Raw genomic sequence first — 16944 nt, 5'->3', positions numbered from 1 at the left:
CATATCAATCATAAGGAACAATGACATGCATGTTTTCGTAACGGGCGGGACCGGCCATATCGGTCCGTATATCATATCCGACCTCATCGCCGCCGGACACGAGGTCACGGCGCTGGCCCGATCTGACAAGGCCGCATCGGAACTATCCGCGCTCGGCGCGAAGGCCCGGCGCGGCGACCTCGAAGACCTCGACGGGCTTCGGGCGGCGGCGGCTGAGGCCGACGGTGTCATCCATGTCGCGCACCGACAGGACCTGCTGCCGTCCGGCGGGATCGACGCCGTGGCCGCCGCGGAAGTCCAGATCATGTTCGCCTATGGTGATGCGCTAGCGGGCACGGATAAGCCGCTGGTCGTATCCGGGAGCATCGGCTCGCCCGGTTGGGACAAACTGGGCCGTCCGGCAACTGAGGAAGACCCCGCTCTCCCTAGTGGCGATGCGTACAAGGGCACACTGCGGGTTCGCAACATTGTGGAAACTACGGTCATCGGTCTCGCGGAACGAGGCGTGCGCTCCTCGGTCGTGCGGATTCCGACCATCGTGCACAGCACGACCGATGGTGCCGGCTTTTTCCCGCTGCTGAGCGGGCTCGCGAAGGAGAAGGGCGTCATGGGTTATCCCGGAGACGGGATGAACGTGTGGCCAGCCATTCACGCTCAAGATCTCGCCACCCTGTTTCGCCTGGCACTGGAGAAGGGACCTGCGGGCAAATCCTGGCACGGGATCGCCGACGAAGGCATTCCGTTCCGTCAGATTGCTGAGGCCATCGGCAGCCGTCTCGGCCTGCCGGCCGTGAGCATTCCCGCAGACGTCCTGATGCTGCCTGGATACTTCGGGTTCCTCGCGAACCTGGTCACGCTGGACCTTCCGGCAACCAGCCACATCACCCGCCAGGCCCTTGGCTGGCAGCCCACGCAGGCGGGCCTGCTCGAAGACATCGACAACGGCACGTACTTCCCGACGAACTGAGACGATCCGATGCGCCGAGCCTGACGGGTTCGGCGCGCATCAAGCGCCGACCGGGGATGGCCCCTGGGTCGAGACCATCACCCCGCAGATCATAGGAGACTGAGCATGAGCACTATCAGCATCATCGGCTCTGGAAAAATGGCAGCGGCTATAGCCGGCCGCATCGTCAAGGCTGGACATACCGTCGAGGTGGCGAGCCGCAATCTCGCCAATGCACGCGCGCTGGCCGACCAGCTCGGCTCCGGAGCGACCACAGGGGCCTACGGCTCCGTCCCTGCCGGTGACATTGTCATCCTTGCGGTGCCTTACAAGCATGCCGCGGCTGCGCTGACCAATTACGGTGACGCGCTCAGCGGGAAGATAATCATCGATATCACGAACCCGGTCGCTGCCGACCTCTCCAGCCTTGTGACACCCAGCGGAAGCTCAAGCGCGCAGGAGACGGCCAAGGCCCTTCCCGCAAGTTCGCATGTCGTGAAGGCCTTTAACACGATCTTCGGCCATGTCCTGGCGAAAGGCGGACGCCTCGACGCGTTCATCGCGGGTGACGATCGGCAAGCGAAGGCACGCGTCTCGACCTTTCTCGATAGCCTCGGCCTGCGTCCACTCGACGTCGGCGGTCTGCACATGGCCCAGACCCTAGAGTCCCTGGGCCTCATGATGATCGGTCTCGCCAAAAACGGTGCGGGCACCTGGGAACTTGCCCTGAACGTGGACATCGGATGAGCAGCTGACTCTACATGTGAGAAATCGCCTTTATCACGTCATATATCTGCCCGACGTTCTGATGGACGTATCGAGTATTCTTGTCGGGGAGAAATATGTAGCGCCCGCCATCGAAGGTGGATTCGACATAAAGAAGCGGATAGCCTTGTGATGGATCCAATGCCATTTTAAACCTCATATGTCAGAGTTGAAGGCACACCCTTTGGTTCACGGGAACTGTCGCGCCAGCGTGGTCAAAGATGTGATTCGGTCTGGAACTCAGTTCAGAGCGAATTCCTGTTTGCGATTGGCCCAGCCACAAACGCGGCGCTCGATGACGGCGAAGACTGCGTAAAGCGCAACCCCGAGGATCGCGAGCGCGAATAGCCCTGCAAAGGCAAGCGGCACGTCGAAGCTCGAAGTCGCCATCATCATCACCGTGCCAATGCCCCTGTTGGCGGCAACAGTTTCAGAAAGAACCGTTCCGACGAAGGCAAGCGTGATGGCAACCTTCAAGGAAGCAAAGAAATAAGGCATGGCCCGTGGCAGCCCGACATTCCACAACACCTGGAGACGGTTTGCGCCGAGTGCTTTCAACACGTCCTCCATCTCAGGTTCGGTTGTCGCCAAACCTGTTGCGACGTTCACGACAATGGGGAAAATGCAGGTCGTCAGCGCGGTCAGAACTGCCGGAACCGTCCCCGAGCCGAACCAGAGAACAAATATAGGCACCACTGCCACCTTCGGGATTGATGAAAACCCGACCAGCAGCGGATAGGCTGTGTTGTAGGCTGTTCGTGAGATCCCGACAAAGGCACCAAGCGCCAGGCCGATGACGGTTCCGAGCAGGAAACCGATCATAGTGGTGCCCAGCGTCTGGACGATGTGTGGCCACAAAGCCGGCATCTGCACGAAGAGCGTCGAGAAGATTGCGCTCGGTCGTGGCAGCACGATTGGACTGACCTCGAACAAAACGCAGGCAATCTCCCAGATCGCAAACAGAGCCACGATAAAGCCCGCGGCCTTCAGGTTTTCCTGTGATTTTCTAGAGACCCTCATGTCGTCATCTCCTTGCTCTGGCGGGCTGCAAAGATCATGCGCCGTAAATCGTTGGTCAGGTCCGTAAACTCGGCTTCGAATGTGGTTTCGAGCGTGCGCGGCCGGGCGAATTCCACCTGTCGGTCTTCGGTGACGCGGCCGGGGCGCGCGCTCATGACGAGAATTCGACTGGCAAGAAATGCCGCTTCTCTGAGATCATGGGTTACCAGGAAGACGGTGGGTTTGGTCTCGATCCATAGATCCTGCAGTACGGCCCAGAGTTCCTCACGTGTGAACTGGTCGAGCGCACCGAACGGTTCGTCCAGCATCAGTAACTGGGGCGAGTGAATAAGTGCTCGGCACAGATTGGCACGCTGCAGCATCCCACCCGAAAGCTCCCAGGGCCGGCGATCCCCAAAACCGGTGAGGCCGACCTTGGCGAGTAGCGCGTCGGCGCGATCTCTAAAAGCTGTATGCTTGTCTCGCCGGAAGGTGTCGGCATAGGGTTTCACGATCTTAAGCGGCAGCATGATATTCTGCCTGATTGTCAGCCAGGGCAGCATGGTGGGGTTCTGGAAGGCCATGCCGATCCCGACGTGCTCGGCGCCCACTTCCCGTCCTGCCACGAAAACGACGCCTTCGGTCGGACGGAGCAGACCGGCGACAAGTTTCAGGATTGTTGACTTGCCGCAGCCGGATGGACCGACCATGGCTACGAAGTCGCCGGAATTAACGACAAGGTTCGTTCGATCGAGGGCGAGGAAAGTATCGTCTCCCTGGCCGAACCGGACCTGGACGTCTTCGAGCTGTGCGATTCTTTTTGTCTGGTGTGTCGCGAGATCGTTCGTGGCTGTCATGCCGACGTCCCTCCGTTCATATGACGGTTGAAGGCCGCGACTGCCGCCTCGGCAATCTGAAGGTCCCGTTCGCCCGTGCCGGAGCCGACTCCTATGCCGCCGACAATATGACCGTCGGCAATCAGTGGCAGGCCTCCGAACAGGTTGGTCATCCGGCCGGACGTCGCTTCCGCAAGCAGAAGCGCCTTGTCGGCGGCAATGCCACCAGTAGGCTGCCCTGTTGTCGCAGCGGTCATCGCCTTGCGGGTAGCGCTCTCGATGGACAGGACGCGCGCGCCATCCATCCGGATGAACGACAAAAGATTGCAGCCTTCATCAACGATGGCGATGCATTGCGGAACACCCATGTCCTCAGCGGCATCGATCGCGGCGTTAAGGATAAGCATGGCACCGCGATGCGTCAGTTTGAATGCCGGACGAACAAGGGTCATGCAAACACCTCCTTGAGATCGGTCACGAGCATGGCGCCCGGTGCATGGCTGATAAAAAAGGGTATGTGTGCGTTCTTCAGAGCTTGTAGAGCGGTCAGCCCGCAGGGCCAGAAGACAGCAGTCTCATCCTCGTTGGGAAGAACGACATCTCCCCAATCGGCGTGGTCGAGAGCCTTGATTCCAAGCTCGGCCGGATCGCCGACGTATAAAGGAGCCCCATGGCTGAGCGGCATGCCGGCCGTTATTAACGTCACCCGGTCAATGTCTTCCTTGTGAAACGGGCGCATAGAGACGACCAGGGGTCCGTGAAAAGGGCCGGCAGGGGTGGTGGCAAGGCACGTACGATAAAGCCCGCCCTGCAGGCCAAGTTCGCGGTGACGCATACGGATGCCAGCCTTTGTGAGCGCTCCCTCTGCTCCGAGCCAGCATCCCACGGCAAAAACGACGAGATCGTCCTGCCACAGATCGACTATGCCTCCCACGGATCGCTCGAGACCGTTCTCATGTACGAGAAAGGAGGGCAGATCGGTGCGGATATCGATGTCTCGTCCGAGAGCAGGCATGCAGTATGAGCCTGTCTCGCCTCTGCCCAGAATTGGGCACGCTACGGAGTTGGCGTGACAGAATGCCAGAAAGTCTCGGGCAAAGGGGTTGGGCACGATGTAGATGTTCGCCTGCACGTAACTTGGAGCACGGCCGACGGTAAAACCAGTGTAGCCGGAGCGGGCCGCCACACGTACGTCGGATCCGGTTTCGACCGGGCTCTTCTTAGACATGGCGAACATAACCTCCGTCGACCCTGAGAACGGATCCTGTGACGTAGGATGCGACACCACTACAGAGGAACGCGGCGGCTGCCGCAACTTCCTCCGGTTCGGCGTAGCGGCCCATCGGAATTTGCACGAAGGATCGCTGTCGCACGGTCTCAACGGGGATGTTTTCCCGCGCGGCCGTGGCGTCATCGGTCAAGGCGACACGGTCGGTTGCGACCCGGCCCGGCATCAGGATATTGACGGTTACGCCATCCTTGGCCACTTCCGGGGCAAGTGATTTCGACCAGGCGATCAGCCCAGCCCGAAGCGTGTTGGATATACCGAGCACGGGGATCGGCTGTATCGCGCCGGTGCTGACGACCGTAACGACGCGGCCCCAGCCTTTGGCGCGCATCGCAGGAAGGAACAGGTCGGTTAACCGGATGACGGAAAGGCACATGCTCTGAAAGCTTTCCTGCCAATCCAACGGATCGCGGCCAATAGCGCTGCCATAGGGCGGACCGCCGGTGTTGTTGACGAGGATGTCGATGTCTCCGACCTTGGCTGCAAATGCGGCAAGCGCTGTGGTATTGGAAAGGTCGACCGTGATCGTATCGGCGGCGCCGATCTCCTTTGCCGCATGGGCAAGTGCCTCTTCGTCGCGTGCGGCGATCGTGACAGCCACTCCCTCGGCGGCCAGCGCTTTGGCAATCGCGAGCCCCATGCCGCGGTTGCCGCCGAGAACCAGCGCGCGTCTGTCTGCAATCTTCAGATCCATGCCTTGATCTCCCGTGTCTTCCAGGCAGATGACGTCTCCTGGGTGAGGTAGCGACCCCGACCCGGCATGGCTTTCAATTCATTTTTATCGACAATGATCTCGCCTCGACTGATCACCGTCTGTGGCCAGCCCTGCACCTCCAGACCTTCGAATGGGGTGTAGTCGACATTGTGATGCAGCAGGTCGTTGGTGATGGTCATCCGCCGCTCTGGGTCCCACAGCGCAAGGTCGGCGTCTGAGCCGACTGCGATCGTTCCCTTGCGTGGATGAAGTCCGTAGAGCCTGGCATTGTTCGTCGAGGTGAGTGCGACGAAACGCTGGAGGTCTATCCTTCCTTTGACAACGCCTTCGCTGAACAGAATGGGTAGCCGGGTTTCGAGACCCGGAATGCCGTTCGCGACCGCTCGAAACGTCGGACTGGGTCCAGCCTTCAGCTTACCCTCACCGTCGAACCGATAAGGTGCATGATCGGAATTGAAGATATCGATCGTGCCGTCTTCGATCCCCCGCCACAACGCTGCCTGCGCCTGGGTATCTCTCGGCGGAGGGCTGCACATAGCCTTGGCGCCCAGCATGTCGGGCATATCGAGGTCGTCTTCCGTCAACATGAGATATTGCGGGCAGGTTTCGGCGATGACGACATGACCGCGGGCGCGGGCGCGACGGATTTCGTCCAGCGGATCGCCGCCTGAGACATGCACGATAACCAGCGGCACGCCCGCAATCTCGGCAAGTGTCATCGCGCGATGCGTCGCTTCGCGTTCCAGAGGAAGCGGTCGCGAATGGGCATGACCGAGCGGCCTTGTGTGGCCATTCTGTTCCAGCCGCTCGGCCAGCCAGCCGATGATCTCGTGGTTTTCCGCGTGGATCAGCATCACCGCTTTTTCGCGACGTGCGGTTTCAAAGACGTCAAGAATCTGCCGATCGCTGAGTACCATCGCGTCATAGGTCATGTAGACCTTGATGCTGGTATGGCCTCTGCGGATCAGTGCCGGTAGCTCCTGTCCGAGAACTGCGGGTGTCGGATCGCTGACGATCAGATGGAACGCGTAGTCGATCACCGACTGGCCCTCGGCCCGGCCGTGATAGTCTGCGACGGCTGCCGTCAGGGATGTGCCACGATGCTGCACGCAAAAGGGCACAATCGTTGTCGTGCCGCCATAGGCCGCACTGATGCTTCCGGATCGGAATCCGTCTGCCATCTTAGCACCCTTGGATGCGAGCCCTGGCGCCTGGGGCTGATCCAGGTGACAATGCGCGTCGATGCCACCGGGCAGGACCAGCAGCCCGCCGGCATCGATGACGGCGTCTCCGCCGGAAATGTGATCCGCAATCGTTACAATGATGCCATCTCGGATGCCGAGATCGGCTTTCGTCACATCGGAGGCTGTGACGATCGTCCCGCCGCGGATCACCAGGTCGAAGCTCATGCCGGCAGCTTCCGGATGTCAGCGGAGGGCAGGAGCGAGGCGTCGAACAGATCTTCCGACTTGGGCACGGATGGCAGTCCGAAACCCTCGGCGACCGCGATCATCGACTTTGACAGACGCTCGGTGTCGATGCCGCCGAGCCCGTTTTTCTTGGTTTCTTCGGTGGTGAACTGGTTCTTCACCAGCCAGCGCAGTTTTTCTTCTTCCAACCCCGCATTGATCAGCGGAGAGTGATCCTTGAGGGCGGCAATAGCGGCTTTTGGGTCGGCCGCAGCTGCCTGGTAACCGCGGGCGCTGGCAGCAACGAATGCCTTGGCGGCTTCAGGATTGGTGGTACGAAACTTCTTCGACAGGACGATTGCGTTGCCGTAGAGGTCAAGACCTGCATCCGCGTAGTAGAGAAACCTGATGTCGGCGGGTGCGATGCCAGCTTTGACCAGCCCGAAATACATGGTTGAATCAAATCCTAGGATGGCATCCGCGCTGCCACCGGCAAGCACTGCTTCACGCAGTTGCAGGCCCACCATGTTCCACTTGATGGTCGATGGATCGACCGATGTCGTCTTGGCGTAGGTCGAAAACAACCGGTAGGCACCATCGGGTGCCGCCGCACCGACCGTCTTGCCGGCGAGGTCGGACGGCTTGGTGATGCCGGATTTCGACAGCGTTGCGACGCAGAGCGGGCTCTTGAAATAGAGCATGTAGACAGCTTTGATTTCTGCAGTTGGGTTCTTGAAATTGAATTCGGCCACGTTGTTGATATCGACGGTCCCCCCGTCGTAAACACCCGATCCTGTGCGAGAAGCAGCTTCACCAGACCCTCCACCGGCATCAAACTGGCATTCCAGTCCGGCCTCTTTGTACCAGCCATTTTTCTCGGCCAAGAGAAATGGAGAGTTCGAGCCGTCGAAAGGTGCGGAGAACGAGAATTTGACCGGCGTCGTTGCAAAACTCCGTCGTGCTTTGAGGACAAAGGGCGCCGCGAGGCCGAGCTGAAGGATGGTCCGACGCGTAGAGGTGAAATTGTGCATGTCATTCCCCTGTTTGGTATTGCCTATGGATAGTATTGCAAGGCACGTGCCAGTCTGCGAACTTGAACGAAAACAACGCAGCGCACACGATTGCGCACAATCCGCCGCGACAAACATCGCCAAAGAGAATAACAATGAAGCAGAACAAACGGTTGGTGGGCGTGATGAACGACCGCAATCGGCCGAAAGTTGAGGATGCCGATGAAGCCTATACGCATCTATTCGCCGCGATTGTCGATCAACGGCTTCCCCCTGGGACCAAGCTGACCGAACTCGCGCTGATGGAGGCATTCGGTGTTGGACGGCGGACTATCGGAACAGCCTTGCAGCGGTTGACCTGGGAGAAGCTCGTCGTGTTCTTTCCCAAGCGCGGAGCGTTTGTGGCGGCTCCGGATGCTGTTGAGGCGGTCGAAGTGTTTGCCGCCCGTGTAGCAATTGAGTCTGGAACCACGGAAGCCGTGGCACGGGCCTCTGATCCGGCAGCGATCGCCAGACTTCGCGACAATATCGAGCAAGAGCACAAACTGAGACAGCAGGGCTATATACGCGAGGCGATCCACCTCTCCGGTGGTTTCCACGTGCTTATGGCTGAACTGTCTGGGAACCGCATTCTGGCTGAACAAGTTCGACTGCTGGTGGCCCGGACAAGCCTCATCGTGCATCTGTTCGACAATCAGGTCGGGCTTGCGGGATGGCATGACCATCACGACGACCTCCTTGATCATTGTGCTTCCGGTGAAGTCGAAAAAGCGGTTTCTCTCATGCGCGAACACATCATCGAAATCCAGGACGGCCTAGCACTTGATCGTCGACGTCCTGTTGCGTTCGATATGTTTGGCGTGTTCGGCACAGGAAGGAATTGACTGCGCTTGCGCCCAGCTTTCGCTCCGGGAGACGACGGGTAGATCTCCTAACTTTCGCATCAAAATCGCGGCCTGATTTTTGCGACAAACTGGGCGGCACGACCTCAGTTGCCGGCTCTACTCTCCGAGGACACTCCCACCCAGTCTCCATTCGTAATCTACCGATGGTAAAATACTGGATTATAATTCCGCCAATCAGCAATACTCAGACGCCACAAAAGCAAACCATCTCGACGCGGACAATAGCTTCGGCGGGCAGGAACTCACCTTTCTTCAGGCTACCTCGACAGCGATTGGCAGGATCAGCTTAGCGCCGGAACAATGTGTCCTGCAGATCGCCGCCTTCGATAGGTTTGGAAAAGCGCGGCACGGTGTGGTATAGGTCTGGAATATCCTTGCCGTCATAGCCGGTCGCGAAGACGAACGGCACGGATCGGGAAAGTAGCAGGTCCGCTACTGGAAACACCATCTCGCCGTTCAGGTTGATATCGAGTATAGCGGCATCAAGCTGGCTATTGCCTTGAGCCAATGCCAAAGCCCGAACGACATTTGGTGCGGGACCGACGACCTGAGCACCGTTTTCTTCGAGCCAGTCCACCAATTGCTGGGCGATTAAGTAATCGTCTTCAACGACGAGAATCCTTTTCCCCGAATATTGGTTTCCCGTCATCATGTTCATTGTCCCGTTTTCGGCAGCGTAATTGCACATTGTGATAGGCTAATTACCAACTAGCCGCTAAGCGCCGCATCCATAAGCACGTCGGCGGAACGTCTGTACTCCTGGGCGCGTTCTTCGAAAGTTGCAGCAGCGGCTGTTCGGCCGGCCTGCAGCGCGTCTAGTGTCATCTTCTCCATCAGAACGGCGCGTTCGCCGATGACCCTGACCGCCATGCGAACTGCCTCATCGACAGAGCCCTCCTGCTCGTGAGCCAGGGCTTCGGCAGTATAGCCGTGCCCCACCTGGCAACGAAAGCGCAGTGGTGAGCGCCTGATCTGCGACATCGTCCCCCCGCATCCGGGACAGCTCAATGGGACCGGATCAGCGATTTCGGCGATAGTGGGCGTATCCGAAGGCCGTCCCAACGCGATCGCCACCTCAAGCTCGACGCTGGAAGGTGAGGGCACCGCCAAGCCCGGCTCTTCCTGCACGAGGCGGATCAGAAGAGCGGCCAGATCCCTGGCGGGCGCACGGTAGTCGATGTCGCTTGCCAGCAATGCCGTTCGTGGCATCTCGCTTTCAAAGGCGTCAAGCGGGTTCTGGACGACCGTTACGCCCCCACAGCGTTTGAGGTCGGCCAAGCCAGAGGCCCCATCGTTGAGCATCCCGGAAAGCAGGAGGCCAATTGCTCTCGGTCCGACGCTGAGCCCTGCGGATCGAAACAGCGGATCTATCGCCGGTCGCGCCATGTTCTCGCGCGGCCCTCGTCCCAGGCGGATGAAGTTGCCTTCGATCACTAGATGATGGTCTGCGGGAGCCACGTAGATACGCGCTTCCTCTACCGGCTCGCCATCAACCGCGGTGGACGCCGGAAGCGGCCCTCCGCCGTCCAATATGCCGGCGAGGAGATCCTGATTGCCGGCTCCGACATGAACTGCGATGAGGACGGAGGCCTGCAGGTCCGGTGGCAACATACTGGAGATTTGCCGGATGACCTGGATCGAGCCTGCCGATCCGCCGATTGCGATGATCTTCCTCATGGCTCATTCACCTCGTCCGGTTCGATGCTCTATGCGTTAGGTAGCGGTTCCAGCATTTGCAGCACCCGCTCCGTCAGTTCGTTCAAGCTGTAAGGCTTCGTCAAACGGGGCCGATCACGATGCCGTTCTTCGATTGCCCAGTCGCTGTAGCCACTGCAGAAGACGAACGGTATTCCCCGTTCGGCGAGAATGTCCGCGACCGCGTACGAATTTCCTCCCCGGATGTTGACGTCAAGAATCGCAGCATCGAGCGACACCTCGCTTGCCAGTTGGATGGCTACGTCAACACGCGATGCAGGACCGACAACCTGCGCACCGAGGGCAAGCAGGGCTTCTTCAATTGCCAGTACGATCGTCATCTCGTCTTCAACGACAAGCACCTGGCGGCCTTCTGCATTGCGGTGGAAAGTCATCAGCCGCCTCCTCCTCTATCCGATGTTCGAAGTTCTCCAACTTCTGGGGTGAAGGGAAGTTCGATCATACAAACGACGCCGCTCGGTTCGAAGCTACGCGTCACCTCCCCGTCGAATTCATAACTCAATGAGCGATCGATCACAGTCGTGCCGAAGCCGCGTCGCGCGGGCGGTCCGGAAACTGTTGGCCCATTGGCTTCCGTCCAGCTCAACTGCAACCGCCGATCGAGGCCCTCCGTCACAGACCAAGAAATCGTGAGCTGGCCTTCGGTTACTGATAATGAGCCGTATTTTGCGGCGTTGCTGGCCAGTTCGTGGATGGCCATCGCCACTGACAGCCCGGCCTTGGGTGTAAGCGCTACCTCAGGACCTTCGATCCGCAACGCCCGATCGCCATACGGCTTGAGTTCGGTCTCTATGAGATCGCGCAAAGTACCGGTGCCGCCCGCACGACGGCTGGTCAAGAGACTATGAGCACGTGTGATCGCGGTGATGCGGCCTGAAATCGTCTCCGCAAACTCTTCGGGTGAAGAATTTGTCTTCAGTGTTTGGGCGACGATCGAGGAAACAATGGCCAGAATATTCTTCACCCGGTGATCAAGCTCGCCTAAGAGCAATGCCGCATGTTCTTCGGCCCGCTTGCGTTCCTCGATTTCCAGCGTCACCGAGATGACGCTGCTTATGCGACCGTCGCTGTCACCCAGCACGGAGACGCTGTCGTGGACCCATATAGATGTTCCTTCTGCGCTTAGAAGACGATATTCAACCTCGAACGGCTTGCCATCGCGGGTCGCTTGCTCGAACTGCGCGCTGACCGCATCGACATCCTCTGGATTGATAACGTCATGCCGATGTATCTGGCGCAGATCTTCAGCGGATTGACCAGCCATGGTCTCGAACGCAGCGTTGGCGAGCAGGAAGCGGCCTTCGAGATCTGTCTCGGTAACGCCCACGGCAGCCTGATTGACGATCGCGGTAAAGCGTCGCTCGCTAACGTCTTTCGCCCGCTCTGCCTCCTTCCGTGCCGTGACATCGACAAAGGTAACGACGACCCCCTCGATCACCCGCTCGATGCTGCGATATGGTCGGATGCGCATGACGAACGATGCGCCGCGGTCCTGAAGCTCGAGCTCGCGCTCCATCACCGTCAGCTCGCGCAATACCTTGGCGACGTCGCGTCGCAGGTCGTCGTAGGCAAGGAGACTGACGATATCCGTCAGTGGCCGACCCCGGTCGCTCTCTCGGAGGCTAAAGATGTCCGCCATCCCGGGCGTGAAGTTTTTGATACGGAGGTCTTCGTCCAGGAAGATCGTCGCAATCTGGGTGCTGTCGAGCAGGTTCTGCAAATCGCTGTTGAGGTTGGAGAGTAGGTCGTTCTTCGCCATCATCTCGGCATTGACGGTCTGCAGCTCCTCGTTGATCGACTGCATTTCCTCCTTCGAAGTCTGCAGCTCCTCATTCGTCGACTGCAACTCCTCGTTGACCGATTGATACTCTTCCGCCGAGGATTTCATCTCCTCGTTCGCCGTTTCGAGATCGCCGATCATCGCCTGCAACTGTACGCGGACGGTGCGAAGCTCCTGCTCCGCGGCCACGGCTTCCGGGCTGCGTGCGCTTCCGTCGGCGCCAACTGACGGCTCTGTCGCCAACATGCGCATTTCTTGAAACGCGACGACACAAAGCCCCTCACCGCCCGTATCGGGCACGGGCTCAACAATAACGCTCAACACGCGCTGCTGGCCTTCGAGGAGGACCGACACGTTGTCGGTGACCACCGCCTCGCCGGTCTTGACTACCGTCTGCAGCGCAGTCCGCACGGTGATCCGCAGGTTTTTCCGAAGGTTGGAAAGGAGGCTGAGGCTCGCAACGCCAGCCGAAGGTTCTAGATAGCGGGCAACCTCTCCGCCGGAATACCGCACGATGTTGCTCTGACGGTCGACGACCACAAACGCCGGCGAGTGCTTTGCCAACGCCGCACGCACCGCTCGGTCCACCCGGTCACCGGCCCCTCCGCCCCGCTCCCCGGCGAGGCGATTGGTTGCGGGCGTCTGGGCGGGCATCGGCATACCGGGAAACGCCGCATCCCCATCGGATCGTTGGAAGATATGAGCAGCCTTATCCTTGACGGCGAAAAGCTCGGAATGGCGGCTCACGCCTTCCGACAGCCCGAGAAACAGGAGACCGTCGGGTTTCAAGGCGTAATGAAAAGTCCGCAAGATGCGATCCTGCAGATCACCGTCCATGTAGATCATGAGGTTGCGGCACGAGATGAGGTCGAGCCTGGAAAACGGCGGGTCCTTCGTTACGTTGTGGACTGAGAACACGCACATCCTCCGGATCTGTCGGTTCGGGCAGAACGCACCGTCCTCTTCGAAAAACCATCGCTGAAGGCGTTCCGGTGAGATCCCCGTTGTGCGCTGATAGCGGCCAGCCCTGGCGAATTCGATCGCACGGTCGTCGATATCAGTTGCAAAGATCTGGACCTCGAGATCCGCATTACGCATATCGAGGATCTCGCGGATGACAATGGCGAGACTGTAGGCCTCTTCTCCCGTTGAACAGGCCGCTACCCAAACCCTCAGGGATCGAGGGCCGCTGCTGCGTTCGAGTATCTCGTCGATCGCTGCCGACAGGCCATGAAACGCCTCCGGATCACGGAAAAATTCGGTGACGCCGATGAGCAAGTCCCTGAACAGCAGTTCAGGCTCGGCGGGCTCTTCGCGCAGATGCTTGATATAGTCCAGGACAGTGTCGGCCTGCAGGACCTGCATACGTCGCTGAATGCGGCGGGTGACTGTCTTGATCTTGTATTTCGCGAAATCATGCCCCGTCTTCGAGCGAAGGACGGCAACAACGGTCGCTAGGTGCTCTGCGGCGTCCTTCCGCGTGCCGTCGCCATCCTTGCGGTCCGCAACCAGCGCCAGGTGATCCCGATATTCGATCAACTTGGCAGGCATGTCCTCGACCTGCATGACATAATCTACAAGACCGGTGGCCGCAGCGCTTTGCGGCATACCCGCCATTGCGTGGTGGTCGAACTCCGCCTGGGCCATTGTGAGCCCGCCGTGTTCCTTTACGGCCCCGATCCCGACTGATCCGTCACTTCCGACGCCCGATAGGACGATCGAAACCGCGTTGTCGCTCTGGTCCTCTGCCAGCGAGACGAAGAAGGAGTCGATTGGTCTACGGTCCGCGCGCGGCGGTGCCGGCTGGAGGACGACGAGCTTCCCATCCCTGATCGTCAAGGTGGCGTCGGGCGGGATCACGTGAACGCGGTTCGGCTCGACGCGCATGCCATCACGAGCTTCGACAACGGGAATCGGCGATTCCCGTTCAAGGATGTCGGTCAGCATGCTTTCGTGATCTGGAGAGAGATGCTGCACGAGCACGAATCCCATGCCGCTATCAGGTGGCAAGTTCGCAAAAAACGCTTTGAAGGCTTCGAGGCCGCCTGCGGAAGCACCGATCCCGACAATCAGGCCGAGGCGCGTGGAGTCGTCTTGTTCGTTCCTCATGCGATCTAACCGTTCGTACCCGTTTTATGTTTCCGTCGCGGGGACCCTATCACATGAGTTGTGCGAACCCAGACGAAACATCTGCAGTCGCATCAATCGACAAAAGCCTTAGACGCGTACCTATGCGGTCGTTTCGTTCCCAGATGTATAAGCGAACAGAAGCCTCTTCAGCTCGCTTCTGTCGAGAAATTTCGGAGGTTCCAATCCCGGCCAATCTACCGCACAGCCATCCCTAAAGTATCCGTTTTGATCGAGCATCTTTTCCGTCTTCCATGCTTGTCATCCGGAGTTTCAACTCCGGGTATCCGTTCAGGACGATTGGAAAAGATGGGGCGATCAAACTTTAGCTCGGCCGGCATCGGTCAGAATGGCGGCCTGCGCGTCACCGATCCGTTCCCCCATCGCCGGCAAGGGCGGCTACCCGAGCCGGCGCTGTTTTTTCTCATAAGAAGCGGGGATAATCATAAGACAAGCATGTCGCGATCTTTCAGATTCGCTTCCACGCCTTAAGCCTTTGTTTTATCGCATGCCGTTGACGAAAAACCGCTACACACTTTTGCGCGACGTGCTGCAATAGCTGCCCGGGCTCAGTGCCAGAGATTGGTTTTTGCGAGATCGACGATTTCGTCGCCATGCCCGCTGAAAACCGCCTTGACCATATAGAGGGTGAAGCCCTTGGCCATTTCCAGATTGATCGAGGGCGGAACGGGTAGCTCGGTCCGGGCTACCACCGCGTCGATCAGGACCGGGCCGTCATGCGCCAGTGCTTCTCGCACGCCGCGTTCCACATCGTCCGGATGCTCAAGCCGTATCCCCTTGATCCCAACGGCCTCAGCCATGGCGGCAAAGTTCGGGTTCTTCAGTTCCGTGCCGTTCGGGAGGAAACCCGTCGATTTCTGCTCCACTTCGATGAAGCCCAAGGCGGAATTGTTGAAGACGACCACTTTCACCGGGAGGTTCAATTGCGCAAGCGTCAGAAAATCCCCCATTAACATGGCAAAGCCGCCATCGCCCGACATGGAGATCACCTGCCGCTGCGGAAACGCCACCTGTGCCCCGATCGCATGTGGCATGGCGTTTGCCATAGACCCATGCCAGAATGAGCCGACGAGGCGCCGTTTGCCGTTCAGCGCGAGATATCGCGCGGCCCAAACTGTGGGAAGCCCGACATCGCAGGTGAAGACCGCGTCCTCGGACGCAAGATCGCTGAGCGCCTTGGCAACCTGCTGGGGATGGATGATGCCCTTTCCACCTCCGGCCGCCAGAGCATCCAGATCCTTGCGTGCCTTCTGGTAATGCTTCGTCGCTTTGTCCAGATGGATGCTTTCGGTCCGCTCATGCAAAGCTGGCAGCAGCGCGGCGATCGTCGTCTTGACGTCGCCGACAAGCCCCAGATCGACCGATGCCCGCCGCCCGATCTGGCCGGGGCGGATATCGATCTGCGCAATGCGTACGCCCGATCCTTCGGGATAGAACTGGCGATAGGGGAAGTCGGTGCCCAGCATCAGAAGAACATCGCAATCCTTCATCGCATAATAGCCAGAAGAAAAGCCGATCAGGCCGGTCATGCCAACATCATAAGGATTGTCGTATTCTATGTGTTCCTTGCCCTTCAGAGCGTGAACGATCGGCGCCTTCAGCCTGGCGGCAAGGGCGACCACTTCGTCATGGGCGCCAGCGCATCCGGAGCCGCACAGGAGCGTGACGCGGCTCTCGGTGCCGTTCAGCATTTCGGCCAGCGCCATGATGTCGCTTTGCTGCGGCTGGATGAGGGGTGCCTTCGGCCGCAGGGCTTCCGGTTTCGGCGTGTGGGGGAAGGGTGCTGGCTTGAGCGCGATATCGCCCGGAATGACGACGACCGACACACCGCGCTGACCGACGGCTTCGCGGATGGCGATTTCGAGCGTTCTCGGCATCTGCACCGGATCGCCGATCAGTTCGCAATAATGGCTGCATTCGCGAAACAGATCTTGGGGATGGGTCTCCTGGAAGTAGCCGGAACCGATCTCGGAGGAGGGGATCTGCGCGGCGATGGCAAGCACCGGGACACGAGACCGATGTGCGTCGAAGAGCCCGTTGATGAGGTGGAGATTGCCGGGACCGCAACTGCCGGCGCAAACGGCAAGAGATCCTGTCAGGTGTGCCTCGGCTGCTGCGGCAAAGGCACCGGCTTCCTCATGCCGGACATGGATCCATTCGATAAGCCCCTGCCGGCGGATGGCATCCGTTATACCGTTGAGACTATCGCCAACAACGCCGAATATGCGCTTTACCCCCGCGGCGGCGAGCGTAGCGGCAAATTGATCTGCGACGGTCTGGGTCATGCAAAGGCTCCATCTCTTTTCTATCTCTCGAAGGTAGATGGAGAATGAAGGGAAATCTTGTCACAAAATCCTGAAGTTGGATGGCCTCAGCTTCACATGGTTATCGTGTCCGAAGGCGACACATCGGACGGTGCCAGCCCCG

The 16944-nt window shown here is 59.3% G+C and carries 15 protein-coding genes; 3 read left to right on the top strand and 12 right to left on the bottom strand.

Annotated elements, in window-relative coordinates; translation table 11 throughout:
* Window positions 1–25 precede the first annotated feature (25 nt).
* Window positions 26–967: an SDR family oxidoreductase gene (locus EPK99_RS02180; protein ID WP_128440986.1), complete on the top strand. Its 942-nt coding sequence runs from the start codon at window positions 26–28 to the stop codon at window positions 965–967.
* Window positions 968–1072: 105 nt separating this feature from the next.
* Window positions 1073–1693 carry an NADPH-dependent F420 reductase gene (locus EPK99_RS02175; RefSeq protein ID WP_128440985.1) on the top strand — a complete coding sequence of 207 codons (621 nt, stop codon included), beginning with the start codon at window positions 1073–1075 and terminating at the stop codon, window positions 1691–1693.
* 258 nt (window positions 1694–1951) lie between these two features.
* Here the strand turns inward: EPK99_RS02175 and EPK99_RS02170 are convergent, their stop codons facing one another.
* Genes EPK99_RS02170 through EPK99_RS02140 form a run of 7 tightly spaced genes read right to left on the bottom strand, consistent with a single transcriptional unit; the run spans window position 1952 to window position 8106 of the window.
* Entirely contained in the window at window positions 1952–2731 is a 780-nt protein-coding gene (locus EPK99_RS02170) for an ABC transporter permease (RefSeq protein WP_128440984.1), read from the bottom strand.
* Window positions 2728–3567 (bottom strand): ABC transporter ATP-binding protein, encoded by an 840-nt coding sequence (locus EPK99_RS02165; RefSeq protein WP_128440983.1) that lies wholly within the window; start codon window positions 3565–3567, stop codon window positions 2728–2730. The genes EPK99_RS02170 and EPK99_RS02165 overlap by 4 nt, the downstream gene beginning before the upstream one ends.
* Window positions 3564–3998, bottom strand: coding sequence for a GlcG/HbpS family heme-binding protein (locus EPK99_RS02160; RefSeq protein ID WP_128440982.1), 435 nt, complete (start codon window positions 3996–3998; stop codon window positions 3564–3566). The genes EPK99_RS02165 and EPK99_RS02160 overlap by 4 nt, the downstream gene beginning before the upstream one ends.
* Window positions 3995–4774 carry a D-glutamate cyclase family protein gene (locus EPK99_RS02155; RefSeq protein ID WP_164901673.1) on the bottom strand — a complete coding sequence of 260 codons (780 nt, stop codon included), beginning with the start codon at window positions 4772–4774 and terminating at the stop codon, window positions 3995–3997. The genes EPK99_RS02160 and EPK99_RS02155 overlap by 4 nt, the downstream gene beginning before the upstream one ends.
* Window positions 4767–5528 (bottom strand): SDR family oxidoreductase, encoded by a 762-nt coding sequence (locus EPK99_RS02150; RefSeq protein ID WP_128440980.1) that lies wholly within the window; start codon window positions 5526–5528, stop codon window positions 4767–4769. The genes EPK99_RS02155 and EPK99_RS02150 overlap by 8 nt, the downstream gene beginning before the upstream one ends.
* Window positions 5519–6958: a dihydropyrimidinase gene (gene hydA / locus EPK99_RS02145; RefSeq protein ID WP_128440979.1), complete on the bottom strand. Its 1440-nt coding sequence runs from the start codon at window positions 6956–6958 to the stop codon at window positions 5519–5521. Before hydA ends, EPK99_RS02150 begins: the two co-directional genes overlap by 10 nt.
* The gene (locus EPK99_RS02140) at window positions 6955–8106 is read right to left on the bottom strand and encodes an ABC transporter substrate-binding protein (RefSeq protein ID WP_245455717.1); all 1152 of its coding nucleotides are present in this window, start codon (window positions 8104–8106) and stop codon (window positions 6955–6957) included. Before EPK99_RS02140 ends, hydA begins: the two co-directional genes overlap by 4 nt.
* Before the next feature lie 17 nt (window positions 8107–8123).
* Here EPK99_RS02140 and EPK99_RS02135 point away from each other — a divergent pair, with 17 nt between their 5' ends.
* On the top strand, window positions 8124–8852 hold the full coding sequence (locus EPK99_RS02135; protein ID WP_128440977.1) for a GntR family transcriptional regulator: 729 nt from the start codon (window positions 8124–8126) through the stop codon (window positions 8850–8852).
* 307 nt (window positions 8853–9159) lie between these two features.
* Here EPK99_RS02135 and EPK99_RS02130 read toward each other — a convergent pair whose 3' ends face one another.
* The 5 genes from EPK99_RS02130 to poxB all read right to left on the bottom strand — a co-directional run bounded on the left by EPK99_RS02130 (window position 9160) and on the right by poxB (window position 16802).
* Window positions 9160–9531, bottom strand: a complete 372-nt coding sequence (locus tag EPK99_RS02130; RefSeq protein ID WP_245455597.1) for a response regulator — start codon at window positions 9529–9531, stop codon at window positions 9160–9162.
* 50 nt (window positions 9532–9581) lie between these two features.
* Window positions 9582–10550 carry a chemotaxis protein CheB gene (locus EPK99_RS02125; protein ID WP_128440976.1) on the bottom strand — a complete coding sequence of 323 codons (969 nt, stop codon included), beginning with the start codon at window positions 10548–10550 and terminating at the stop codon, window positions 9582–9584.
* A 29-nt stretch (window positions 10551–10579) separates the two neighbouring features.
* On the bottom strand, window positions 10580–10963 hold the full coding sequence (locus tag EPK99_RS02120) for a response regulator (RefSeq protein ID WP_128440975.1): 384 nt from the start codon (window positions 10961–10963) through the stop codon (window positions 10580–10582).
* The gene (locus EPK99_RS02115) at window positions 10963–14478 is read right to left on the bottom strand and encodes a chemotaxis protein CheB (protein ID WP_128440974.1); all 3516 of its coding nucleotides are present in this window, start codon (window positions 14476–14478) and stop codon (window positions 10963–10965) included. Before EPK99_RS02115 ends, EPK99_RS02120 begins: the two co-directional genes overlap by 1 nt.
* Window positions 14479–15065: 587 nt before the next feature.
* Window positions 15066–16802, bottom strand: coding sequence for a ubiquinone-dependent pyruvate dehydrogenase (gene poxB / locus EPK99_RS02110; RefSeq protein ID WP_128440973.1), 1737 nt, complete (start codon window positions 16800–16802; stop codon window positions 15066–15068).
* Window positions 16803–16944 lie beyond the last annotated feature (142 nt).

The sequence above is a fragment of the Neorhizobium lilium genome (genome assembly GCF_004053875.1).
Classification (GTDB): domain Bacteria; phylum Pseudomonadota; class Alphaproteobacteria; order Rhizobiales; family Rhizobiaceae; genus Neorhizobium; species Neorhizobium lilii.
This window is presented reverse-complemented; position numbering and strand designations above follow the sequence as displayed.